Below are 24,827 nucleotides of genomic sequence, written 5' to 3' on the forward strand. Positions count from 1 at the left end.
TGGTTACAATCTAACTCGCTAAGGTTTAGCTCAGCCCGATGATGTTGCCGTCATCGTCGAGATCAAGGTTCATAAACGCCGGTTTATCAGGGAGACCAGGCATCGTCATCACGTTGCCACACAGGGCGTAGATAAAACCGGCACCTGCACACAGCTTGAGTTCACGTACTGGCACATCAAAGTGACTAGGCGCCCCTTTGACTGCGCCATCAGTCGAGATGGACATGGGCGTTTTTGCCATACAGACGGCAAGGTGATCAAAGCCTTGTTGCTTGAACTGGACCAGTTGCGCTTTCGCCAGCTCACTGAGCGTGATGGACGCAGCGCCATAGCCTGTTTCTGTTACCGCCATCAGTTTCTCTTCCAGTGATTGGGAGAGTTGATACAGTGGCTTAAAGCTCGCGTTCGTCTGCGTTTGTTCCACCATCTTGGCGGCAAGCTCACGAGTGCCTTCACCACCAAGGGCAAAGCCTTCGCTGATAGAAATGGCGACATTGTTTGGCAGAGCTTCGATCAGCGCTTTCAGCTCGGCGAGCTCTTGTTCGCTGTCTTGCGGGAATCGGTTGATGGCTACAACGGCCGGCACGCCGTACTTGTTGACATTGTTGATGTGCCATTTGAGGTTTTCAAATCCAGCGTGCAGCGCGTCTTTATCATCATGGAATAGGGCGTCGGGCAAGGCTTGACCCGGCTTTAAGTCGTAACAGCCAGAGTTGGCTTTAAGTCCGCGCAACGTTGCCACAATGACGGCGCAATCGGGAGCCTTACCAGAGAATTGCGCTTTGATGTTGCACGCTTTTTCAAAGCCCATGTCTGAGCCAAAGCCGCCTTCGGTGACCGTGAAGTCGGCCAACTTGGTGGCGATATTGTCTGCGATGATGGATGAGTTACCGTGAGCAATATTGGCGAAAGGCCCTGCGTGGATCAAGGTCGGCACACCTTCTAGCGTTTGCATTAACGTGGGTTCGATGGCGTCTTTCATACACACCGCCATTGCGCCGGCGACTTGCAAATCTTCTGCGGTCACGGGCTGCCCATCGAGATCATAAGCCAGTACGACGCGGCCGATACGCTGGCGTAAATCGCTCAGGTTGCTGGCAAGGGCTAGAATGGCCATCAGTTCAGATGCGGCTGAGATGTCAAAGCCATCTTGGCGCTCAAACCCATTGATGGTTTTACCTGGCTCGTTCTGACCCACGCTGATCATGCGCAGTGCACGGTCATTATGATCCATTACGCGTTTCCATACGATGCGCTCTGGATCAATACGCAGCGCTTTGAGTCCACTGCGCGTTTCGAAATCGTCATAGCCGTTGCGCTGTTCATGATACAGACGCGCGTCAATGGCGGCCGCCGCGAGGTTGTGGGCAGCGCTCACAGCATGAATATCGCCAGTGAGGTGTAAGTTCAACTCTTCCATCGGTGCGACTTGAGAGTAACCGCCGCCGGCTGCTCCGCCTTTGACGCCAAACACGGGCCCCATAGAAGGTTGACGAATGCACGCCATTACTGAGCGCCCCAACTTTTTCAATCCTTGCGCAAGGCCAATCGTGGTGACGGTTTTGCCTTCGCCAAGAGGGGTTGGAGTAATCGCGGTCACGACGATTAGCTTGCCTGTAGGTTGATCATCGAGCCTTTTCAGTGTGCTCAGTGAGATTTTGGCCTTATATTTTCCTTGGCTGTGAAACTCTGATTCCGTTAATCCAGCGTTAAGCGCAACCTGATCGATAGATTGCAGTGATGTCGTGCGACAGATTTCAATATCGGACAGCATAAAACCCTCAAAATACAGACTAAAAAAGTGAGGCAAACGTTTGCGCACGAATGATAGCGTGTAATACTGCGTTGTAAAGCGCTTTTTAGTGATGGATTATTTTAGCGGATTGGGCTAAGAACGCCTACGAAAATTGGGTTGGACATGTAGGCCAATAACTCAACGAACAATGTTGGAATGAACAGAGCGAGTGACAGAATAATAAAACGCCCTGCAAGGCAGGGCGAGTGAGGCGGCCCAGTTGACTGAGCAACTATAGTTAGTACCAGTCGTCTTCCGGATAGAGCTTCCCTTCGGTTGCATAAGGGGAGTCATCACGGGTGTGGGATGACCGGTTTCTCAAGCTGTCGAGTTGGTGCTCTAACATCTGTACGGTGTCGTAATCACCTTCGGAGCACGCGACATAGATTTGTTGCTCCAATGCTCGGATATTGTCTTGAAGTCCCATAACTACCTCCGATAACACGTTAAACCCAATTAAAGCGTTTATCTGTTTTCAAAACGATTATAGTCCAGCAATCCAAATTCGATCGGTTGATCCGCTTTATACCACTCGTGCACGCGGTCACTGAACGGCCAGAATTCATCAGAACTGCGGCGAATCGCGAATTGATCCAGTATCTTAATGTAATCGTCTTCGGTTCGCAGTGCTTCTAATGATTCGACCAACTGATCGACCTCAGATTCCTCCAACGATAGGTACGCAGCCGGATAGCTACCGATCACTCCGCGCACTAAGGTTAAATCATCATTGGCGAAATCACGGTTACTCTCTTCATTAAACAAGCTAGAAATATTGGTGTGAGCGTTATTGTGTAGCAGAGTAAACAACTGCTCTTGTCCGCTTGGCGCGCGCACCATGATCATCAGGCTTTGTGGCAAATGGACCAGACCTTCACCTTGTATTGCATCGATACGTCTCAGGCTTGCTTCACTGCGCTCACTTAGGCCTGTTTGCTCAATCTTGAAACGGTTGGACAGTACGGGGGCGAGTTGGGTTTGGAGAATGTCATACAGCTCCGCTTTCGGATCATCGCTGGCATAGCGCACTTGCGTTGGTTGGTTGAAGGGTTCGACGTTGCGCTGTAAGAAATCACTCAACTGAGCGCTCTGATCTTGATACCAGCTCGAATGCTCTTGATGACGAACCTCTTGAGGAAGTAAGGCGACAAAATTACTTTCTCCCTCTAGGCGCAGGAAGTCCATAAACATGCGCGTCATCAATTGGTGGCCAAAGTTGCCATAGACATCAAAGCCTGCCACAAGGAGGTAATGAATGCGCTCTAACAAGGCATAATCAAGCACCCAGGCGGTTTTTGGTGGCGTGCCGACTAACCCTTGGACCACCGACGCACTATCAAAATGGCGAAATACCGTGAGAGCGGCATTGGGGTTCGTGCCACCGCCTGTCCAGATGATATCGGTGGTCAGGTGTTTGCCGTCTTTAAACCACTGATTGGTGAACTCAGATTTCGCTTTCAAATAGCGCGCTTGCTGCTTGGAATAACTGACCCAATTGGCAATCGGCAGCGTATTGCTTTCCAGCTCAGCGGGAAGTTTTAGGTTGTCGGCTTGCGAGCGATAAAACTCATTCACTTGCGGAATATCCGATTTATCGGGATCTAAGAAAAAGACCCAAAATCGGTCATTGATGACATTGAGCGCCAATTGTCCTCGGCATACCGGCCCTTTGATGAAGGCGTTGATGGTATTTTGTGCGTTGTCGAGCAAGTAGTTGAAGCGCGCTTTGACGGGTAGATCGATAAAGGCCGTCATGGGATTCGCCGCGACATCAGGCTCATAACTGGGTAAGGTCGCGACGTCATACTCAACATCAATAAACCAGCTTTTCCAGTTGTGGTAGCGCTGCTGATTAAGCGCATAGGGCATGTGCGTCTTATCGACAATAGTGCCTTCCTCAGGGATCAAGCGGTAGTATACGCGCGCCACGCCCGGATCATCGTACGGCCTGCGAGTGGCAATGCGCTGAACCGGCTCGCCCGGTGGGGTTGCTGAGCGTACGATAGTGAAGAATCTCGGCTTCGCATCGTCTATCTCAGAGAAATAAAGATGGAAGAGAAACAGATGCTCATAGAGATAGCGCGCAGTCAACTGACCTTTACGAGAAGGGAGATTAAGCAGCGCTTCATACTGATCAACATGTTGCTGCTGCTCGAGGCTAAGCGGCAGCGGAGCGCTCATCGTCGCGCCGCCTTGCAACCAGGCCATGAGAGTCGCGTATTCCTGTTGGGGTAAATTCGGCATGCCGTAGGGCATTCCCCAAGTTGGGTGATCCGCTTGGTATTGCTCAAACTCATCCATGGTTGGGCACACTTGGCTTCGGTCAATAGCAAAATCAAAACCTTCAAGTTGAACTTGTTTGGGTAGTGGGTGCGCCTCTTTTTGCAACAACATTTTCGCCATCAAGCCCGCCTCTAGGTTGGCGGTTGGCGTTTGATTGCGCTCGTTTAAAATCGGGTGAAAGCCGAGCTCGCGCCACTGCTGTGTGGTTTGCGCGTCTTCAAACAGACGCGTCGGGCTTGCGGCAGTCAATCGCGTACCTTGATAGACCAGTTCCTTGCTGCCACCTCGTTCTATTCCTTCAACTGACGACATCTTGAGCTGGCAAGGGGCGTCGTAGCAGGCGTGGCAAACCACACAGCGTTTATCAAGAATAGGTTTGACTTGAGCATGAAAGAAATCGTGTCGTGTATCGCTCGCGTCGACTCGGCGCTCGCGCACTTGCTCTATGCCAAACAGCTGATCGTAATTCAGGCCAGCATAGGTGGCACAGCCGGCAAACAAGAGCACGGTAAGTAGGCTCAAGATCTTTTTTGGATTCATGATTTGGATGATTCCGCTGGTCAGTGATAGATGAATTGCAGCAAAAACTGAGCGATAGTGCAAATTAATGCGCATTTTCGCTCGAATAAGGTTCCGCCTGGTGCGTGACATAACAGACCGAAAAAGGTACTTCAAGCCGTGTGAAGTGTTTAATCCAGCGCCATTGGTTATCTTGCAGTTTGTCACCGGGTCCTTTGACTTCTATCCATTGATATTGACCCTCTTTAAAGGCAATCAGATCCGGCTGGCCATTGCGATACAGCTTAAGATCGCTCAATAAAATGCGAAACAAAGCGATCAGTGTGGGTGTTGGAATGGTGTTTAACGCTAGACTAAGCAGTGCTTCGTCCAATAGCGACCACTGTACAAACGCATTGTTGGTGGCGTGTTTGTCCCGATAGGTCGTGAGCAGTGCTGACCAGTCGCGCCCTTGTAGAGTTTGCATCACATGCTCAATCTCTTCGCGGCGTTTGCTTGCGAAATCTGAATGGTAGAGATCAAGCGGGCGATATTGGTAAGCATTGATGAATGCCCCTTCGACGGGCGCAAAGATGGCAGGCCAAAATGCCAAACCAAATAAGCCATTGAGGAGCGCATTTTCACAAAAATAGACCTGCCAACCTTGCGCTTCTAAGTGAGCTTTCACCGCCAACTCAACCCGTTCTCGAGAGAGGTCAAGCGCAACGTGCATCGCATCGTGCGCAGGCTTTTGCGCCCTGGGTACGCGCTCTCCCTGCTTGCGCTTTAATCGTTGTTGCAACTTGAGCGCGACTTCGTACTCAGCTTGGTCTCTTGGTGTATGTAACATTTTAGTGACAACGTCACTAAAATCTCTATTCAACTTATCTAGAATGCGCGCTTGTCGCTCACGGGTGGGAGGAAGATCTGTTTGCTGATACAGCGTCAGCGCATCGTCAAGACGCTGGACGCGCTCAAGATCACGCGCGATATCATTGATGAGGTGTTGACGTTTGCGCTCCACGTAAGGGTGAGTATGCGAAGTGGGGATCTGATCGGCTAGCGTGACCAGTGTGTCGGCGCATTTTCTGTCGCCTTGTTGGTATTGCTTACTCAACTGACTGAGTTGCAGCAGACTATCGACATCGTCTCTGATTGGAAAAAAGCGCCGCTCGCGGCTCAGAGGATAGGGTTCGTAACGATGAAGGCCCAAGTCATCAAGGACAAATTGACTTAAATCTTGGTGGGTATTGGCGAAAAACAGCGTGAGAAGCAGATCGAGCATGCTGCCTTGCTCAAGCTTGATCCAGTCAAAATCTAACGCGGAAGCGGTGAGAAAAGGCTCGCGGGGCAGCTCAGCCACCAAGGCTTCTTTCTTTTGCTGCTTATTGAGCGGTGAAAACAGAGCGACGATTTCGGGTTTGGTCAGCAATGACGCGGCTAAGGTTTGCTTATCAATCGGACCATTAATAAGGATAAAACCGTGTTGCTCGAGTGTGCTTAACGCCTCGGTGATACTGCTGATTTCTGGATAGTGTAACTTATCACTGCGAAACCATTCGCCTTTACGGCTCAGTAATCGAACCAGCAAGCACTGAGCATCGCGGCTCTGCATATTAAAGCGAGCCAACCACGCTTGCTCGTCCTCATGCAGCAGGTCGCTGTACCACTGCTGAGCATGCGAAGTGAGCTTGATAAAATTGTCGAGGTAATAATGGGGCGCGAGCGTGGGTTGAGCGTCCATAACAATCTGTCTCGTCCTACATTACGTTGAGTTAAAAAAAGACGTCAATACAAAAAAGGCTTACCGAACAGGGTAAGCCTTTTGCAAAACAAATCAATGTTTAGGCATTTTTCAACTCAGCAACTTTCGCTTCAGATAGCGGTTTGGTCACTAGCGCTAGCACGATACAAACCCCCATCATGACTGCTGAGATGGTGTAGGCAAGGCCGTATGCTTCGCCGTGCGTCATCGAGAAACCAACGACTGCCGCACCAATTGCACCGCCGATACCCCATGCAGTGTAGAGTACGCCGTAGTTCGTGCCGTAATTTTTCAGGCCGTAGAATTCCGCTGTCAAGGTTGGGAATACCGCTAGCAGTGTACCGTAACCCACCGCTGCTATCGCCGTACCGATGATCAGTGTGAACTCTGATTTGAAGGTAGCGAAAAGCACCATGTTGATGCCTTGCAACACGAATGCGAGAAGCAGAGTGCGCACACCACCAATTTTGTCAGCCAAGATACCCGCAGCAACACGACCGCCAGAGTTAAAGACCGCAAGGATAGACGCTAGGTAAACCGCATTTGGCAGGTTTGCTTGAACACTTGCGATGGTGGTGATGTTACCAATGATCATCAAACCTACAGACGCGGCAAACGCGTACATAACCCAAAGCGAGTAGAACTGAGGCGTTTTCAGCATTGCTTTCCAAGACAAGTTCTCAGAAGTTTTTACTGCTTTTGGCGCCGCGCCCGCTTTTACTTTTGGTTCTGCTGGCGTGTAGCCTGCTGGTGGGTTGTTGATGGTGGCTGCAAGAGGAACCGCAATCGCGAGTACACCGGCACCAAGCACCATAAAGCTGGTCTGAATGCCCATGCTGTCAATCAGCGCAGACGTCACAGGAGCAAGATAAATCGCTGCCAAGCCAAAGCCTGCCGCGATCAAACCATTAACCATACCTTTCTTCGAGGAGTGGAACCACTTCATCGCCGATGGAGACAAACATGCATAACCAAAACCGATACCGGCACCGGTAATCACACCAAAGGTGATGTTGAGCATCAGCGGCGTGGTTGCAAAACCAGACGCAATCATACCTAGACCAGTCAGTACTGTACCTAGAATTAGGATCAGACGTGGACCCATGCGATCTTGAAGAATGCCCGCAACTAAAAGACAGATAGAGAAAGTGATGGTTGCAGTGGCATAAGGGGCAGAAGCTTCAGCGGCGCTCCAGCCTGCTTCTGTGACGAGTGCCTTGTTAAATACGCTCCAAGCATACAAGATGCCAAGGCAGAGGTTGATACAGAAACCTGCTAGCAGGATGCGTGATGCTTTATCAATCTTGCTCATTATTCTTCTCTGTGAGTCTCTTCTGGGGGAAGAGGCGGGTTAATGGCGGAATACTCAAATTTTGTTTGCGTTTATCAACATAAGACGCAACGGGCGCGAATTATAACCAATCTATATGTGATTGGAATCTCTTTTTGGGACAAAACGGAAAATAAACATTGAGATGTTAACTATTTGTTTTGTTGTTAAAAATGGTGCAACAATTCATGCCTGTTCTGGTTACAATTTGCGCGGTTTATGTCCTAAGTTGTCAGTGGGTTATTGGTGTGGCGTGTAGGATAAGGGCTAATCATCTTGTCGGAATGATAGAAGTGCTGAGTAATTAGACACTTAACATGTCAGCATTCGGTAAAAAACTGAGGCGATCTCTTTCAAACCGATGACTCTGTCGTTAGCATGCGCGCCATCATCAACAATGGAACGACAATAATGAAATCAAGCAAAGTAAAAGTCGCGGTGATTGCCGCGTTAGGCGTTAGCACACTGACGGGTTGTATGGGACAAATGGCGACAACTGGGCTTGTCACTAAATTCAACCTAGAAGCGGTAGATAACCGCTACGGCCGCGAAGGTTTGTTTGTTTTGCTGTCACCGGTTTACGGTATTGCCAGTGTCGCTGACCTGTTTATCGTCAACGCGGTGGAGTTTTGGACGGGCACTAACCCAATCACTGGGAAGTCTCCTGCGGTAGTGGATACGCCAACCGACAACTACATCAAGGTAAACGATAAGTTGGACAAGTCTCTAACGGATGTCCCGCTTTCCAGTGCGAAAGAGATTGAAAGCACAACGATTCAATCCATTGACGCCAATACCGTACAAATGGACATCGCTTACCTAGATGGAACAAGCAAAACGATTACCGGCGTCAAAGGTGATGAGAGTGTGGCGTTTTACTTGAATGATGAGTTGATCACAACTGTATCAAACCAAGAATTAGAACAGTACGTGGTGAGCACGCACATCTAATCGAGTCTCGCCCTAGAATCTTCTGGGGCGATTTTTGTGTTCTATCACGTCTATAAGTCTATTATCCGAGTCAACGCCTGCCACACTGGTCCTCAGATTTAACGCCTTTTCGATCGCGCATCACTAATCCCACCTAAAACGAAAGTAGTAAGTTTTTGTTCACTATTGTTTAACAATCCGGTTGAACAGGATATAGTTGCAGCGAAACTAACTTTAGGAGTTTAAGGATGAAACTCACGATATCAGGGAAGTTACGTCTTAGTTTTGTGTCACTTGCAGTACTTTTTATCGTATCCGCTTTGTTTATTTTTCGCAGTGTTAACACTGTCGAACAGCATACCGATTCGCTGCTATCGACCGACCTTCCGACTGTCGATGCTGCGCGTTCCATTCAGCAATCACTTCAAGCCACCGTATCGACGTTACGTGCCTATATGCTATTGGGTGGGGACGAGCGTGTTGGAGAGCAACAATCCCAGCAACTACAGCAAGCGATGGAGGGACTTAATAACGCCTTGCCTACACTTGAGCCGTTAGTGAGTGAGGCGCAATACCAGCAGATCAATGCGGCTTGGCAGAACACCAGCACACTGTTTTCACGTATCGCCCAACTCAGTCACAGTGACGAAAATTTACCTGCTCACTCTTTATTTATCTATGAAGCGGCACCGATTGCCGAAGTGGCCTTGGATCAGTTGCAGGGCCTGATTAACGATGAAGCGGGCAATAAAGAGGGCGGAGAGCGCAAGCGCCTATTCCGCTTGTACGCAGACAGTTATACCTCATTTGCTAATGCGCTGTCGGCGATGCGAGATTTTCTCCAATACGGTAAACAAGAGCACTTAGACAAGTACCATGAGTGGCTTGACCTGCATGCCAAACCAGTCAATGAAATTGAATCTAAACTCACCTTACTGTCGAGCAGTGATCAAGGTTTGTGGGAGCTGTTTAAAGAGATGCAGCAGCTCTACTATCCATTAGCGGATCAAGTGGTTGCACTGCGACTCTCCACCGATTGGAACCAGGCAAACCAAGTGATGGCCAACGAGCTGATTCCTGCGGTGGATGATCTAGACCGTCAGCTTGAAGCCTTGATCGAGATACAACAGCAAAAAGCGGACATAAGCGGTGAGGGGATATTTACCTCCGTGACGACAGTCATCAGTGTTTTGGTTGGTTCAATCATTGCTGTAGTGATTGTGGCGGTGAGCTTGTCACAAGCGATGGGCAATAACATCGGCCGCCGTTTGAAAATTGTTTCCAAGCGCGCGCAGGCCATAGCCTCGGGGGATGTCTCTCAATCCCCATTGCGTATCGAAGGGAGCGATGAGCTCGCGAGCTTGATGCTATCAATCAATGCCATGAACACGGCGCTTAATGAAATAGTTCATGGTGTATCAAGCAAGGCTCAGTCGGTCAACGACAGCATGAATGACCTGCTCAAAGCCAACCAAAAAACTGCGTCTCAAGTGGCGCTGCAAAAAGAGAAAATGAGCGATGTTGGCAATCAACTTGCCGATGTCAGTGAAAGTGCCCAAACCACTTCAGTTCAAGTGCAGCAATCGGCTGAGAGTTTGGCGAAATCACGCCAGCAGATTCGACTTGGCGGTGAAGCACTCGAACACAATCGCACCACAGTGGATGAGCTGCACAGTCGTATTGAAGCGGCCAATCAGCGAGTTGCTGAGTTGAGTAAAGAGAGTGAAGCGATTGGTCGCGTAACAGAGGTGATTGAAGGACTCGCGGAGCAGACTAATCTACTGGCGCTGAATGCTGCGATAGAAGCGGCGCGAGCGGGTGAGTACGGGCGCGGTTTTGCTGTAGTGGCTGATGAGGTGCGTTTGCTTGCCTCAAGAACCACGGAATCGACCTCTGAAATCAACGCTATCGTCAATGCGATTCAGACGTCGACCTCTCAAGTGGTCAGTGAGATTGAACAAAGCCGCCACTTAGCGCAACAAGGCGCCGCGCAAACCCAGCAAGCCTATGGGACGCTCAGCCAGACGACCGACCAAATCGAACAGGTGAGCCAGCAAATGAATGCCTTGTTGGATGCCGCGCAAAGACAATCATCAGCAACGCAAGAGATACAGTCGATCATGGCGCAGGTGATCGCATCCGCAGAAGACGTGGCGACGATTTCTGTGTCGTCCTCACAGGTCACGGATACCGTCAAGCAAGGCATTTCTGATCTTAATGGCGAGATGCAGCGTTTTAAAACTGAGTAATAGACGCGTAGCGCAAACGTGGTGGGGTAATGCCCCCACTTGTTTAGTGAGATCCAATTCTCAATTATGTGTATTGTTGCACTAAGTTTGTGGGTAATTCACGATGGGCGCAGGAAAAGCGTGCTGACGTCGTCTATACATTAACCGTTGAGTGAAGTATTGAAGCTCAAGCAATGCATGCTTGAGCTTTTTCGTTTAGGGGATGATGTGCGTCAGTTATTTGTACTGCTTCTGGTGTTGGTGGCTAACTCGGTGTATGCCGACCATGCGGAAACGATAGTCGTGACCAATTCCAAAGCCTGGAAGCCTTTTTCCTTTCTCAATCAGAAAGGGGAACCGGATGGGATCTTGGTTGATTACTGGCGCAAATATGGTGAGTTGAATAAGGTCAACGTCGAGTTTTTACTCGTGGACTGGCAAGCCTCTTTGGATGCGATGAAAAGCGGTGACGCCGATATCCATGCCGGTTTGCTCTGGTCAGAAAGTCGAGATCAGTATCTTGAGTATGGCCCGAGTATTATGAAGATCGATACTCAACTCTATGTCCATCAATCGCTCATCACTCAAGATATTGATGAGTTTATGCGTGGTGACCACAATTATCGCGTGGGTGTGGTTGCCGGTGGTTACGAAGAGTCTTTTACCCGACGTGAGTTCCCTGGCTTAGATGTCGTCAGTTTTGCCAACAACCAACTGATGATTGATGCCGCGTTTAATGGCCAAATTTCCGCCTTTGTTTCTGATCTTCAGGTCGCGAATTTTTATCTCTACAGCAGCGATGAACCTCACCGCTTTATTGGTGTTCGTCATCTTTACTCCGGCGACTTACGCCCTGCCGTGGCGGAAGGGGAGCGCGACCTCTATGACACAATCATCAGCAACCTCAAGCGTTTTAGTGAGGACGACAAAAACCAAATATTACAGCGCTGGATGTACGTCAGTACTGTCTACCCTAAATATTTGGTGCCGCTGATTGTTTTTGTCTGTACGTTGACGGCGCTTGGCTACATTGTGCTACTTAAAGTGACGGTGAAGCGGAAAACGGTGCAGCTGGAAGCAGCCAATCGTCGGTTGAAAAAGTTGAGTGAACAAGATGAGTTGACTGGGATCAGCAACCGCCGTCATCTTATCCGTGAGTTCAACCGCGCCATCAGTCGAGGCCACCCACTGGCGGTCATCATTTTTGATATTGATGACTTTAAGCAGGTCAACGACACCTTTGGTCACCAAATAGGGGACTGCGTGATCCAAAATGTGGCGTGGGCGGCGCGAGACGCCATTAGCAAACATTGCTTGCTAGGCAGGATCGGCGGAGAAGAGTTTGCTGTGTTGGTGTTTGGTGAAACGTCGAATAAAGTTCGGTTAATTGCCCATCAGATTTGTGACAATGTCCGTCTTGTTGACTGCTGTATCGAAGGCGCACGCCACGTGACTGTGAGCGTGGGCTGCGCAATGTACCCGAAGACCTACAAGGGCATTACTCTATCCGATGCGGACCACTTAATGTATGAGGCAAAAGCCAAGGGTAAAGACTGTGTTGTCAGTCGAACGATAGAGGCGTCGACCACTGAGCAAGAGTAGCGAACTCACGATGGGCAAGTTCGCTGTTTAGGTTGGCGTTAATTACCACATTAAATCATCAGGGACGACAAATTCTGCATATGGGTCGTCTTCTGCGATGGTTTCTTCATCCGCTTCTTTTTGATCGACGATGACACTCTCATCACGCTGAGCAATTTTGTTTGCAACACTACTTGGAATCACAACGTAAGACTCATCTTCGCGTACAATTGCAAGAATGCCTTTACTGAGCTGGGTTCGCACCAGTTCCGTCACGTAGAGAGATTTGACCAATGTGCCATCAGTAAAGTTGTACTTAATTTCACCATCGCCCAAGTCTAGTTTGTTCATCTGGATCAGTTGTTTCACTTGGGCACGAATCTCTTTGCTTAAGCGCTGTTCGTTTTGTTCTTTGCTGAGCGCTTTATCACGTTCAACTTGCGCTTTTTTTTGCTCTTCGACGGCGGCTTTCACTTCACGTGCTTGAACACGCGATTTTTTTGAGCCTTTCTTGGCTTTCTTGAGTTTCTTCTCATTGACTAAGCCAGCTTTGAGCATTTGCTCTTGAAGGGTGAGTTTTGCCATGGCAATCAGTTCTCGGATAGCTATCTAAAATTGGCGTTATTCTAGCGAGCAAAACACGACAAATAAAGGATACCGACCGAATTGGGTGAGCCACCCAACGCAGAAAAAGGGCAAAGAGACGATGCGTCGATGAAAGTTTGCCCGTTACGTACAAAAAGCGTCCGAACGAGCTAAATAACTGGAAATTAGGCTTTTCTTTTTCATCGGATATGGCATAGTAAACACGCTTTCCGAAGATGCGTACTTCGTATAATGGCTATTACCTCAGCCTTCCAAGCTGATGATGCGGGTTCGATTCCCGCAGTACGCTCCAATCTCTTATCTGATTACTCCCCAATTTAACTGATTGAAATAGCACGCTTTATTGCGTGGTTTTTGTGTGTTTTTCATTCCTGATTATGAGATTTACTTTCGTTTTAAATCGAGTTTGAGACCATTTTGAGACCAAATTGAGACTGATTTATAAAAGAGGCATTCACTAATACCTCGCTCATAAACCTTTCAATATTATCAGCTAAATATTACGTTTTCTAATCCAATTTTTGTTCTTGCTGCACTTCTAGCAGTTCTCCAACGGTACAGTCTAAGTACACACAGATTTTGATATGTTATCTGACTTCCTGCTCAAATGCATGATTGAAATTTTTTTGAGTTACCTTTGGGATGAGGGACACTTAAAACAGCAAGCGATGTCACGTGCGAACGAGCAAACCGCTTTTTTGATCGCGCCCTATAAAGCAATTCACTCGCCAAACTAAATCGGCGAGCCCTGGGTGAGTGGTGCGTAATATTAGGTCGACTGCCTGACAAGGACTTTTGCATCAAGCTTGATAGTCCTAGTTTCGCAATTCCCTTTAATTAGTCCGATCAACATTTCCACCGCTTTGGTGCCAAGTTGTTCGATTGGTGTATCGACGGTTGTTAAACTTATCGGCAAAAAATCAGAGTTGGGTATATTGTCAAAACCAGCGAGGGCAACGTCTTGAGGGATCTTGACCCCTTTTTCCAACAAGGCTTTCATTGCACCAATGGCCATCATATCCGAACCACAAAAGATAGCTTGATAATCAAAGTCAGGGTAATGTTTGATAATTTCATACGCACTCTCCTGATAATAATCCGCCTCCATTGCCCAAGTTTCATCAAATTCTATCTGATTATCTACCAACGCTTGCTTGTAGCCTAGATATCGATCTCGTGCCGCTTTCGTCGTATCTAACTTGCCCAAAAACATGATCTTTTCATACCCTTGATTCAACAGGTGTTGCGTCATCTGATAGGCGCATTGGTAATGTTCAATGGTTACAGAGTTCACCTTTTGTTGCTCATCATCTCTGGCGATGGAAACAAGCGGTGTTTTATGAGTGAATAGTTTTTGAAAGTCTGTATCGATCATGCGGGTACCCCATACTAAGATCCCGTCATAGAGCTTTGAGTTTAATTCAGAGAGGATAAATTCGTATTCGCTTTCAGACGTGGTCATTCGAATGGTTAATTCATAGCCCAATTTGTCCAATAAACACTTAACGCTTGTAACCAGTTTATAAATATATGGGTTGCTTAGGTATTCGTATGCGGGGCCTGACACCACTAAACAGATTTGCCGAGATGCTTTACCTGCTAAAGTTGATGCCGCGCGGTTGGGGACATAATTCAGTTTCTTAGCCGCCTGTAACACCTTTTCTCGCGTTTTTTCACCGACTCTATTTTTGTTGTTGAGAACATATGAGACGGTAACAACTGAAACACCAGCAAGTTCAGCAATATCTTTTAGCCTCGCTGCCATATCTAACCTTTAGTTAAGTCGCTGACAATAAAAGGAAGTTTACTGTCTGTTTTTTAAGAACTTTCATTATATCTCAATCTGATACGTCGCGCACTCATGGAAATAATTTGCCGGAGTGGATCACATTCTTGTTAGACCATTATGTATTTATAAAGATATTTCACCTATATTTTTGCTTAAGCGTTTAAGCATGATGGTTCATTTTGCTTGTATGCTATTTTTTTACTTTTGTTGCTTAAGCGTTTAAGCAGTTTAGATCTTGTCATTGTGAGAGAACAAAATGAGCAGTAATTCGTTTGTATTTGAACAGATAGAGTATGACGTTGTCGTCGTTGGCGGTGGTATTTCTGGTGTGTGTAGTGCAGTTGCTGCCGCTCGAAATGGTGCTCGTGTTGCACTCATTCAAAATCGCCCGGTATTGGGTGGAAATGCTAGCTCTGAAGTACGCATGCATATTTGTGGCGCTGATTACCATGCTAGTAAGTCCAACGCGCGTGAAACGGGTATTGTTGAAGAACTCCTTCTCGATAATCGTCTCGTCAATCCACAGCATTCGTTCTCAGTTCTTGAGACCGTACTTTGGGAGAAAGTGACCTTTCAAGCCAACTTAGATCTGTTTTTAAATACACATATGACGGACGTCACCGTCGAAGATGGGATCATTCGTGCAGTTAAAGCAGAACAGTTGACGACGGAGCGTCGGTTCGAGTTTAAAGCTTCTCACTTCGTGGATACCTCTGGTGATGCAGCCTTAGCGTTTAGAGCAGGGGCAGACTACAGAGTGGGCCGTGAAGCTAAGCACGAATACGATGAGGAGCTTGCACCAGAACACTCAGACGACGTGATGATGGGAAATACGCTCATGTTTGAGAGTAAAGACATGGGCTACCCTGTACCTTTTAACAAGCCAGCTTGGGCAAATACATACACAGAGGAAGACCTCAAAGATCGCAGTCATCGTGATATTACGGCTGGATATTGGTGGATTGAGCTGGGTGGAGCGGAGTTAAATACCACTACTCACGGTGAAGTGATCCGAGATGAGCTACTTAAAGCGGTCTATGGTATCTGGGACCATATAAAAAATGGCGGCGATCACGGAGCTGAGAACTATGCGCTCGATTGGGTAGGTATGTTGCCAGGAAAGCGAGATAGCCGCCGTATCCTCGGTGACTATGTTTTAAATGCCAATGACCTCTTTTCCGCTCGTGTTTTCGAAGATGCAGTAGCGTATGGCGGCTGGCCTATGGATATGCATGTAAAAGACGGGCTGAAAAGTAAAGAGTCACCAACTAACTGGATAGAGACAAACGATCTTTATTCTATCCCATATCGCAGTTTGTACTCTCGAAATATCCAAAACTTATTTGTCGGTGGACGTAATATCTCGGCCTCTCATATGGCGTTCGGTTCTACCCGAGTCATGGCTACTTGTGGCGTGATAGGTCAAGCAATTGGTACGGCTGCTGCCATCGCCGTTCGAAAGGGCATTTCACCAAGAGATGTAAACCTACATATTCAAGAGCTTCAGCACCAGTTGATTAAAGACGATTGTTATCTGTTCGGTATTCAAGACCAGAACCCAAATAACTTGGCATTAAGTAGTGTAGTCACTGCTAGCTCAGAACAAACCAGCGGCTTAGCGAGTAATGTAATTAATGGCTACCAACGTAGTATTGGGCAAGATACGAATTTATGGGTTTCTGAGCCGCTAGATGGAGGCGAGCAGCACATTACATTAAGTTTTGACGAGCCTGTATCCATCTCTGAGTTGATCGTCAATTTTGACTCAAACTTGTCGAATGAAATTATGATCACTATATCAAAGCCAAATAAAGCAGCGCAGCGAGAAGGCTTTCCTACGGAATTAGTGAAAGACTATCGAATTGATTTCATTCGCAACAATGCCACTGTCTACAGTCAATACGTGAGCGATAACCATCTAAGACATAATAAAATTACGCTCGGCTCTGCCCTACTCTGCGACCAAGTAACACTGACTGTTCTATCCACACACGGTGATTCGTGTGCACGAATCTTCGAAATTAAAGTATTCTAATAACTCAATAGGAATGAATGTATGAACATTTTAGACGTCCTCGTACTCTTAGGTTTTTTAGCCGGTATGATTGCTATCGGTTGCATCTCCTCGAAAAAAATGACCAGCAGTAAACAAATGTTTGCCGCGGGGGGGAAATCCCCTTGGTGGATGTCAGGGATATCGGCATATATGACGATGTTCTCTGCTGGTACTTTTGTCGTCTGGGGTGGGGTTGCTTACCGCTTAGGCGCAGTAGCTATCACCGTTTGCGTTAGTATGGGTGTCGCTGCGTTGGTGGCGGGTTACGTATTTGCGGGTAAATGGAAAGAATCGGGTGCAAACTCGGCCGCAGAGTTTGTGGGTGATAAATATGGTCAAGGCGTGTTGCAAATGTACACATGGCTTGGGATCACAACCCGTATCATTGCTGTTTCCGTGGCACTCTATTCTGTTTCTGTCATTGTTAGTTCACTGATCCCTGTGTCTCATGACAGTTTTTTTGCTGATGAAAATGGGTTCTTTAGTCTGAATTGGCTTATCGTCATCGTGGGGGTGGTGATTGTTCTGTATACCTTTATGGGTGGACTGTGGGCGGTACTGATCACCGATGTCACTCAATTTGTGGTACTGATGTTATCTGTCTGTTTGATTGTACCTATGATCATCAGTTTAGGTGGTGGCAGTGAGCAAATCATTAATAACCTACCAGATGGACATCTCGCCTTCTTCAACAGCAGCTATACACAACTGTTCATTGCGGGTTGGATTTTTGTTCATATCTTTAAAGTTGGGGGTGAGTGGGCATTTGTTCAGCGTCACCTTTGCGTTGATTCACCAAAAGAAGCACGAAAAGCGGCGTATCTTTTCGGCGGTTTATATGTTGTTACACCAGTACTGTGGATGCTGCCTCCAATTATTTATAGCACAATCAACCCTAATGCTAACCCAGAACAAGCGTATATATTAGCGGCACAATCTGTGCTGCCTGCCGGTATGCTTGGTTTGGTAGTGTCATCGATGCTGGCAGCGACAGCGAGTATGGCATCATCGGAGTTGAATGTGTTCTCCGGTGCGCTGACGACCGAGTTTTATGGAAAGCGTATTAACCCTCAAGCCTCTGAAAAACAGATTATGAACGTTGGTCGTTACGTGACAATTTTCCTTGGTTTGTTGGTGGTCGGGATCAGTATTGCTATCCCATATATGGGAGGAGCGGAAAAAGTGATAGTTAGTATTACCAGTCTTTTTGTTGGACCTATGGTGATGCCAACTCTCTGGGCTCTGTTTGTTAAAAAAGTGACCAAGCTACATGCTTATTTGACGGTGGGAGTAACTGCTGGTTGTGGTTTCTTATTACAATTTGTCTTTAACTCTATGCCTTGGGTATCGGAAAACATAGCGGTGTTAAACCAGGCAGTAGGATTATTAGTGCCATTAGCCATGTTGCTCTTCGCAGACAAGATGATTACTCGCAGTAATGTCATCGGTGTTGAACAAAACTAAAAATAGCTATCTATTAGAAATCAAGAGGTTCATGCGTAATGAGCCTCTAGCTACCTTTATATGATGGTTACTTCCAAATATTCGATAATACCATGGAAAGCATTAATCACCTCTTAAGCTGCAACCATGTAAAAAAGAAACAATTCACGGATTAACAGCTTACTAAAGTATCAACAATGTCTGACTTAATTAATAAGGTAAAAGCATCTTTTACTCGTTCTTATGGCTATCGACCAAGCCATATAATTCAAGCCTCTGGTCTATTAGAGGTACTTTAATGTATAGATATGAGCTATGAGTGTCGTAACTTCAATGCAATTAGGAATAGTTTAAATATGGTAATTCTCTAAAGTTGATTGAATTATCAATCAGGTCTGGAGTGTCAATCATATGTATGAGAGTAATAAGGCAAGTAAACTTTGACAAATAATATGTCGTTCAATGCAGTGTCCAATCTGACTGAAGTAGAGAAGTGGACCCCAATGGTTGGACACATAAGCTAACTTCTTAAGTGGTTGATCCAGCCCATGCAGCGTATCTCTGCCTACCAAAGTAGACTTCATCAGGGGTGAGGTCATTGAGTCCCTGATGGTTACGCTCCTCATTATAAAACACCATGTAGTGGCCGATTTCAAGCTCTGCTTCTCGGGGCGTGGTGTAAGCTTTTAAGTAAATCTCCTCATATTTCAGGCTTCTCCATAATCGCTCGATGAAAACATTGTCGACCCAGCGTCCTTTCCCATCCATACTTATCCTGACTCCATGGTCGATTAGCTTCTGTGTGAATTCGGTGCTGGTAAACTGACTGCCTTGATCTGAGTTGAAGATATCTGGCGGTCCATAATGTTTAAGCGCGTCTTCAAGGGCTTTGATACAAAAGCTCGTGTCCATCGTGTTGGATAGCCGACATGACAGCACCTTTCGGCTATACCAGTCGATAATGGCGCCTAAATACAGGAATCCCTTAGCCATCGGGATATACGTGATGTCAATCGCCCAAGCTTGGTTCGGGTAAGTGACTTCGATATCACGCAAAAGGTAGGGATAAACCTTGTGTGCTCTGCTCGCCAGGGTCGTTCGAGGCTTGGGATAAATAGCCTCAATGCCCATGTCTCGTATGAGCCGAACGACACGTTTACGATTAACGTTGTGGCCTTTTTTAGCCAACTCATTTCGAATGCGTCTACTCCCCATGAACGGATACTGAAGGTGAATTTCGTCAATCATGCGGCGTAGTTCAATCTCTTCAGCAGAGAGTCCTATGGGTTGATAGTAAGCAGTAGAGCGAGCAATACTGAGAAGCTCACACTGGCGCTTTATTGGCAATTGGGCGGATTTAACCAGCGAGCTCTTTCGCTGGGCTCGGTCTAACGACCGAGCACTTTGGCCAAAAAATCATTTCCATGGTCAATTGACCAATCTTGGCGTGCAGTTTGTCCACTTCTTCAGAGCTGCCCTTTCCTGACTGGCTTTCAGAGGCAAAAATCATGGCTGCATTTTCGAGAAGTTCTTTTTTCCATGTAGAGATTTGGTTAGCGTGAAGGTTGTATTTCTGAGCTAACTCAGCGACAGTTTTATCACCTCTAGCAGCATCAAGCGCCACCTTAGCTTTAAATTCGGGAGAGTGGTTTCTACGTTTTCTAGTCATAATCTGTTCCAGTATTTTTAGGTACTATACAAACAGATCAATCACTTAAAGTCATGTCCGAAAATTGGGGGCCACTTCTGCTTTTATTCGCTGGGCATCAGAAAAGGGGGTTGAGAGTGAAGTGCATTACCTTGACGTACCTTTTGAAACATGTCGGCAAAGGGCGCTTTTGCGCAATTCAAATTTGGATGCCAAGTCGTATGAAATGACACCTGAAATGTTGGAGTTGTTCTGGTCTTGGTTTGAAATACCATTATCGGATGAAAATGTTGTTTGGGTTTATCAGGATACTCAACCATGCATGGAATAGGTCGTTAAAGAGTGACCGGATTGTCAATGCACCCATGTAGGGCTTATGCACCAATATGATCTCATTTAGAGAGGTTGAGTGAAGTTAATCGATTTTAAGTTGTTGATTTTATATATCTTAATGGTTGGCATGAGTTTTGTAGTACTCTATATAAGTTCACAAGAGCGCATAGTTAGCGGTTAATGTTGTCTGGCTAACATACAATTTGGAAAATAGACATCTAGGGTTCCGGCTGTTGAAACAGTGTCTGGGTCAAGAGTTGTCAACCTCGTAAGAGGTCACACGGAGGGATAGAAGCCCGGGAGATTGAACCAAACTTATTGGTTGCGTCTCTTGTGTTGATATTCAGTGACCTCATGGAGGAGATTCAAATGAAAGCTCAAATCAAAAAACACCTACTCGCATCGGTTGTCGGCACTTCGCTACTGGCATCCGCTTTTTCACCTATAGCACTCGCTCAAGAGAAAGAGAAATTTACGCTGGCTTGGTCCATCTACGTTGGTTGGATGCCGTGGGATTATGCCGATCATGCTGGGATCATAGACAAATGGGCAGACAAATATGGCATTGACATCGATGTCGTGCAGGTGAACGACTATATAGAGTCGATCAACCAGTTCACGACAGGTCAGTTCGATGCCACTGTGATGACCAATATGGATGCATTAACGATTCCCGCTGCAAGTGGTGTGGACTCTACTGCTCTTGTGGTCGGTGATTTTTCCAATGGGAATGACGGTATTGTCCTTAAAGGGGACAAGCAACTTGAAGACCTAAAAGGCCAATCGATCAATCTTGTCGAGTTGAGTGTGTCTCACTACTTGATGGCTCGTGCATTAGAAAGTGTCGGCTTGAGTGAGCGTGATGTGAAAGTGGTGAACACCTCTGACGCTGATCTTGTTGCTGCGTTTAGCACAAGTGAAGTGACATCGGTTGTGACTTGGAACCCCCTTCTTAGCGAAATTACTTCTCAGCCAGACACCTCTTTTGTTTTCGACTCATCTGATATTCCTGGCGAAATCATTGATCTACTCGTCGTCAATACAGAGACGCTACAAAGTAACCCCGCACTAGGTAAAGCATTAACGGGCGCATGGTATGAGATCATGTCAATCATGCAATCACCTGAACAGGGCGATGAAGCCAAATCATATATGGCGCAAGCGTCAGGGACAGATCTTGATGGCTACAAGTCTCAGCTCCAAGCGACCAACATGTTCTACTCAGCAGATGAGGCGGTCAGCTTTACGCAAAGCCCTAAACTGGCAGAAACGATGCAAAAAGTCAGTGAGTTTTCGTTTGAACATGGATTACTTGGCGAAGGTGCGCCTGATGCGGGCTTCATTGGTGTAGAAACACCAACGGGTGTGTTCGGTGACCCTAGCAACGTCAAGCTCCGATTTACTTCTGAATACATGCAGATGGCAGCGGACAACACGCTGTAACCTCACCATTCGGTCGTTGTAATTGGAGTCATTATGACCAAAGTAATTAACCGTCACCCGTCTAAACTTGGGCGGGTTATGCTCGGCGTGATGCCTTTTCTTATCCTGCTTGCCGTCTATGTGACGGCGTCGGATGCGAGATTGGCGGCGAACTCCGCAGACAAATTGCTGCCAGCCTTTAGCAGTTTTGCTGATGCCATTGATAGAATGGCCTTTACCCCAAGTCGAAGAACGGGCGAATACCTGATGTGGACGGACACCTTTGCAAGCCTTGCACGGCTGGGCTGGGGGATTGGTCTCAGTGCCCTTATCGGTCTGTCATTGGGCATTGCGACCGGGATCATTCCTTTAATGCGCGCGTCGCTATCACCGGTGATCACGGCCGTATCACTGATACCACCTATGGCGATTTTACCGATTTTGTTTATTTCATTCGGAGTGGGTGAATTGTCCAAGGTCGTGCTGATTGTCATCGGTGTGTGTCCAATCATCATTAGGGACATTCAACTTCGAGTGCAAAGCTTGCCGGATGAACAGCTCATAAAGGCTCAGACTTTAGGTGCGAACAGTTGGCAAATAATCGTGCGAGTGATCCTTCCGCAAATTATGCCCAAACTGATTGAAGCGGTTCGCCTAACCTTGGGTAGCGCATGGCTGTTTCTGATTGCTGCAGAAGCGATAGTCGCTACCGAAGGCTTGGGCTATCGTATCTTCTTAGTACGCCGTTATCTATCGATGGATGTGATTCTGCCGTACGTGTTGTGGATTACTCTCTTAGCTTACAGCATGGACTGGTTGCTGCGTCTAGCATCAAAAAAGCTCAGCCCTTGGTATCACCAGTCACAAGGAGAGAGCCATGGTTAACTCGACGACGAACAAAGAAAACACCCCTCCGATCATTCAAGTCAAACAGGTCTGGAAAGAGTATGGCGACAACATTGTTTTAGAGCGTCTAAACCTTACCGTTCATGAAGGGGATTTTGTCAGTATTGTAGGAGCCTCTGGGTGCGGTAAAACCACATTCCTCAATATGTTGCTCGGTACCGAAACACCCTCAAGAGGACAATTACTATTGGATGGCGAACCTTTGACACAAGAACCTGGAGTCGAACGAGGCATCGTTTTCCAAAAGTACTCTGTATTCCCACACTTAACAGCACTTGAGAATGTCATGCTCGGTTATGAGTTTGAGTCGAATAGTCTTTCTAGCCGCACGCTGGGACGACTGTTTGGCTCGAAGAAGCAGCAGGCCAAAGAGCAGGCATTAAAGATGCTCGAGCAGGTTGGCCTTGTAGCGGCTCAAGATAAATACCCGCATGAGCTATCGGGTGGTATGAGGCAGCGACTCTCTATCGCTCAGGCGCTGATAAAAAGACCAAGAATTTTGTTGTTGGATGAACCGTTTGGCGCGCTGGATCCGGGGATTCGAAAAGATATGCATGTGTTAGTGAAGTCGCTGTGGAAAGAGCAAAATTTAACGGTGTTCATGATCACGCACGACCTGAGTGAAGGCTTCCATCTGGGGAACCGTTTATGGGTGTTTGATCATACTCGTCATGATGAGCAAGCGCCGGAGCGTTTTGGCGCGCAGGTGACATTTGATATCTCAACCGAGCAGTTGGACAACACGCCGCCAGACCAACTTTTTTGCAAAATTGCATAAGGAATAAAACATGTTAGCAAAACAGGATGTGATTTTTTCAGACACTCTGCCAGGGGCCGCGCATTGGTCAATGGTGGTACCCAAAGGGCGAACCGTACGCTTCATAGATATCGAGGGTGGTGCGAATTTGAGTGTGCTGTTCTACAACCCGGCTAATCTACTTGAGCGCTACAATGCGCCCGATACCTTGAAATGCCAACATACGTTTAAGTTAACCCAAGGCCACTGTTTGTACTCTGATATGGGACGCATCTTCTGCTCGATTGTGCGCGATGATACTGGCTGGATTGATACGGTGTGTGGGGTCAGCAACAAACAAAAAGTGGCAGAAAAATGGGGTGAACGGGACTACCAAGCCCAACGCAATCAGTGGAAGCAAAATGGTTATGATGCGCTGTTGGTCGAGGTGGCTAAATACGGTTTAGGTAAGCGTGATTTGGCTGCGAACTTAAATCTATTTAGCAAAGTCGCCACCGATGAGGAGGGTAATCTTAACTACGACCCACAACACAGCAACGCGGGCGATAGCATTGAACTGCGATTTGAAATGGATACGTTGGTTGTGATGACTACTTGTCCACATCCACTTAATCCATCAAAAACCTACCCATACCAGCCCGTTGAGGTTTCGGTATGGGAATCTGAGCCAATGCAAGATGACGATGCCTGTCTCACTCACCGGGAAGAGAACGAGCGAGGCTTTGAAAATAACCGCCGCTATGCAGCAACGGCAAGTCGAACGTTTGAACCATCAGCCACCCGCCAATGTTGCTAAAGGAGCAAAACATGATTGTAGAGAGCCAATTACCACTTAATGAAGCCCTATATCGTGACACCGTGCCAGCGGGTGATTACTACATGAAAGTCGTCAAAAAAGGGCAGACGGTGCGCATTCTTGATATTGAGGGTAACCAAGCCGCAGATACGCTGTTTTACAACGCCAATGATCCTTCAGAGCGTTACAGCGCGATGGATACGATTCGAGAGCAGGGCAATGTTTATCTAACCGCAGGCACGAAGATTTTATCTGATCAAGGCAATGTAATGCTTGAAATAGTGGCGGATACCTGTGGTCGACACGATACCTTGGGCGGCGCATGTGCGACTGAGAGCAACACAGTACGCTACTCAATAGACAAAAAGTGTATGCATGCTTGTCGTGATAGCTGGTTACTGGCGGTGGCTGAAAATGAGCAGTTTGGTATGTCGAAGCGCGACATCACCCATAATATTAACTTCTTTATGAATGTCCCCGTGACAGCCGAAGGCGGTCTGACTTTTGCCGACGGTATCAGTGGTGCAGGTAAATACGTGGAGCTAAAAGCTCACATGAACGTCATTGTGTTGATGTCAAACTGCCCACAATTGAACAATCCATGTAATGCCTACAATCCCACCCCCGTTGAGGTCATTATCTGGGAATAAAGGTTTTGGCG

General features: G+C 47.2%; 19 protein-coding genes, 1 tRNA gene, 1 pseudogene and 1 riboswitch. Of the genes and pseudogenes, 12 read left to right on the top strand and 9 right to left on the bottom strand.

Annotation, left to right across the window (positions count from 1 at the left end):
• Nucleotides 1-25: 25 nt before the first annotated feature.
• The 5 genes from AC6R10_RS14985 to AC6R10_RS15005 form a co-directional block, all read right to left on the bottom strand.
• Entirely contained in the window at nucleotides 26-1,774 is a 1,749-nt protein-coding gene (locus AC6R10_RS14985) for a formate--tetrahydrofolate ligase (protein ID WP_500672728.1), read from the bottom strand.
• Between the two features lie 259 nt (nucleotides 1,775-2,033).
• The gene (locus AC6R10_RS14990; protein ID WP_500672729.1) at nucleotides 2,034-2,222 is read right to left on the bottom strand and encodes a hypothetical protein; all 189 of its coding nucleotides are present in this window, start codon (nucleotides 2,220-2,222) and stop codon (nucleotides 2,034-2,036) included.
• A 38-nt stretch (nucleotides 2,223-2,260) separates the two neighbouring features.
• Nucleotides 2,261-4,618 carry a fatty acid cis/trans isomerase gene (locus AC6R10_RS14995; RefSeq protein WP_500672935.1) on the bottom strand — a complete coding sequence of 786 codons (2,358 nt, stop codon included), beginning with the start codon at nucleotides 4,616-4,618 and terminating at the stop codon, nucleotides 2,261-2,263.
• A 64-nt stretch (nucleotides 4,619-4,682) separates the two neighbouring features.
• Complete coding sequence (locus AC6R10_RS15000; protein WP_500672730.1) at nucleotides 4,683-6,320, bottom strand: VRR-NUC domain-containing protein; 1,638 nt, start codon at nucleotides 6,318-6,320, stop codon at nucleotides 4,683-4,685.
• 100 nt (nucleotides 6,321-6,420) lie between these two features.
• Nucleotides 6,421-7,653, bottom strand: coding sequence for an L-lactate MFS transporter (locus AC6R10_RS15005; RefSeq protein WP_487903392.1), 1,233 nt, complete (start codon nucleotides 7,651-7,653; stop codon nucleotides 6,421-6,423).
• Between the two features lie 429 nt (nucleotides 7,654-8,082).
• On the opposite strand from AC6R10_RS15005, the gene AC6R10_RS15010 reads away from it, so the two are divergent.
• The 3 genes from AC6R10_RS15010 to AC6R10_RS15020 all read left to right on the top strand — a co-directional run bounded on the left by AC6R10_RS15010 (nucleotide 8,083) and on the right by AC6R10_RS15020 (nucleotide 12,431).
• Nucleotides 8,083-8,622: a DUF3332 domain-containing protein gene (locus AC6R10_RS15010; protein WP_500672731.1), complete on the top strand. Its 540-nt coding sequence runs from the start codon at nucleotides 8,083-8,085 to the stop codon at nucleotides 8,620-8,622.
• Nucleotides 8,623-8,849: 227 nt separating this feature from the next.
• Complete coding sequence (locus AC6R10_RS15015; RefSeq protein WP_500672732.1) at nucleotides 8,850-10,850, top strand: methyl-accepting chemotaxis protein; 2,001 nt, start codon at nucleotides 8,850-8,852, stop codon at nucleotides 10,848-10,850.
• Between the two features lie 207 nt (nucleotides 10,851-11,057).
• Nucleotides 11,058-12,431, top strand: a complete 1,374-nt coding sequence (locus tag AC6R10_RS15020; protein ID WP_500672733.1) for a transporter substrate-binding domain-containing diguanylate cyclase — start codon at nucleotides 11,058-11,060, stop codon at nucleotides 12,429-12,431.
• 42 nt (nucleotides 12,432-12,473) lie between these two features.
• Here the strand turns inward: AC6R10_RS15020 and AC6R10_RS15025 are convergent, their stop codons facing one another.
• A complete protein-coding gene (locus AC6R10_RS15025) occupies nucleotides 12,474-12,995 on the bottom strand; it encodes a DUF2058 domain-containing protein (RefSeq protein ID WP_487903396.1) in 522 nt (173 codons plus the stop codon).
• Nucleotides 12,996-13,233: 238 nt separating this feature from the next.
• On the opposite strand from AC6R10_RS15025, the gene AC6R10_RS15030 reads away from it, so the two are divergent.
• Nucleotides 13,234-13,308, top strand: a tRNA-Gly gene (locus tag AC6R10_RS15030).
• Between the two features lie 217 nt (nucleotides 13,309-13,525).
• Here the strand turns inward: AC6R10_RS15030 and AC6R10_RS15035 are convergent.
• Nucleotides 13,526-13,600, bottom strand: a complete 75-nt coding sequence (locus AC6R10_RS15035; protein WP_500672936.1) for a helix-turn-helix domain-containing protein — start codon at nucleotides 13,598-13,600, stop codon at nucleotides 13,526-13,528.
• A gap of 185 nt (nucleotides 13,601-13,785) precedes the next feature.
• Nucleotides 13,786-14,781 (bottom strand): LacI family DNA-binding transcriptional regulator, encoded by a 996-nt coding sequence (locus AC6R10_RS15040; protein ID WP_500672734.1) that lies wholly within the window; start codon nucleotides 14,779-14,781, stop codon nucleotides 13,786-13,788.
• A gap of 280 nt (nucleotides 14,782-15,061) precedes the next feature.
• Between AC6R10_RS15040 and AC6R10_RS15045 the strand changes: the two genes are divergently transcribed.
• Nucleotides 15,062-16,840, top strand: coding sequence for an FAD-dependent oxidoreductase (locus AC6R10_RS15045; RefSeq protein WP_500672735.1), 1,779 nt, complete (start codon nucleotides 15,062-15,064; stop codon nucleotides 16,838-16,840).
• A gap of 21 nt (nucleotides 16,841-16,861) precedes the next feature.
• A complete protein-coding gene (locus tag AC6R10_RS15050; RefSeq protein ID WP_500672736.1) occupies nucleotides 16,862-18,325 on the top strand; it encodes a sodium:solute symporter family transporter in 1,464 nt (487 codons plus the stop codon).
• A gap of 507 nt (nucleotides 18,326-18,832) precedes the next feature.
• On the opposite strand, the gene AC6R10_RS15055 is transcribed toward AC6R10_RS15050, so the two are convergent.
• A protein-coding gene (locus AC6R10_RS15055; protein ID WP_500672737.1) for an IS3 family transposase occupies nucleotides 18,833-19,973 on the bottom strand; the annotation gives its coding sequence in 2 pieces (ribosomal slippage) (nucleotides 18,833-19,721 and nucleotides 19,720-19,973; 1,143 coding nt in all).
• 79 nt (nucleotides 19,974-20,052) lie between these two features.
• Between AC6R10_RS15055 and AC6R10_RS15060 the strand changes: the two are divergent.
• From AC6R10_RS15060 to AC6R10_RS15085, 6 genes and pseudogenes are all read left to right on the top strand, one after another.
• Nucleotides 20,053-20,283: pseudogene (locus tag AC6R10_RS15060) on the top strand (P-loop nucleotide/nucleoside kinase family protein); the annotation flags it as partial.
• Between the two features lie 209 nt (nucleotides 20,284-20,492).
• Nucleotides 20,493-20,590: riboswitch (guanidine-I (ykkC/yxkD leader) on the top strand.
• A 64-nt stretch (nucleotides 20,591-20,654) separates the two neighbouring features.
• Nucleotides 20,655-21,728: a putative urea ABC transporter substrate-binding protein gene (locus tag AC6R10_RS15065; protein ID WP_500672738.1), complete on the top strand. Its 1,074-nt coding sequence runs from the start codon at nucleotides 20,655-20,657 to the stop codon at nucleotides 21,726-21,728.
• A 33-nt stretch (nucleotides 21,729-21,761) separates the two neighbouring features.
• The gene (locus tag AC6R10_RS15070; RefSeq protein ID WP_500672739.1) at nucleotides 21,762-22,592 is read left to right on the top strand and encodes an ABC transporter permease; all 831 of its coding nucleotides are present in this window, start codon (nucleotides 21,762-21,764) and stop codon (nucleotides 22,590-22,592) included.
• Complete coding sequence (locus AC6R10_RS15075) at nucleotides 22,585-23,391, top strand: ABC transporter ATP-binding protein (protein WP_500672740.1); 807 nt, start codon at nucleotides 22,585-22,587, stop codon at nucleotides 23,389-23,391. Before AC6R10_RS15070 ends, AC6R10_RS15075 begins: the two co-directional genes overlap by 8 nt.
• Before the next feature lie 10 nt (nucleotides 23,392-23,401).
• The gene (locus tag AC6R10_RS15080) at nucleotides 23,402-24,166 is read left to right on the top strand and encodes an urea amidolyase associated protein UAAP1 (protein WP_500672741.1); all 765 of its coding nucleotides are present in this window, start codon (nucleotides 23,402-23,404) and stop codon (nucleotides 24,164-24,166) included.
• 11 nt (nucleotides 24,167-24,177) lie between these two features.
• Nucleotides 24,178-24,816, top strand: coding sequence for an urea amidolyase associated protein UAAP2 (locus AC6R10_RS15085; RefSeq protein WP_500628335.1), 639 nt, complete (start codon nucleotides 24,178-24,180; stop codon nucleotides 24,814-24,816).
• Nucleotides 24,817-24,827 lie beyond the last annotated feature (11 nt).

The sequence above is a fragment of the Vibrio sp. R12-SG2-ISO1 genome (assembly GCF_059834045.1).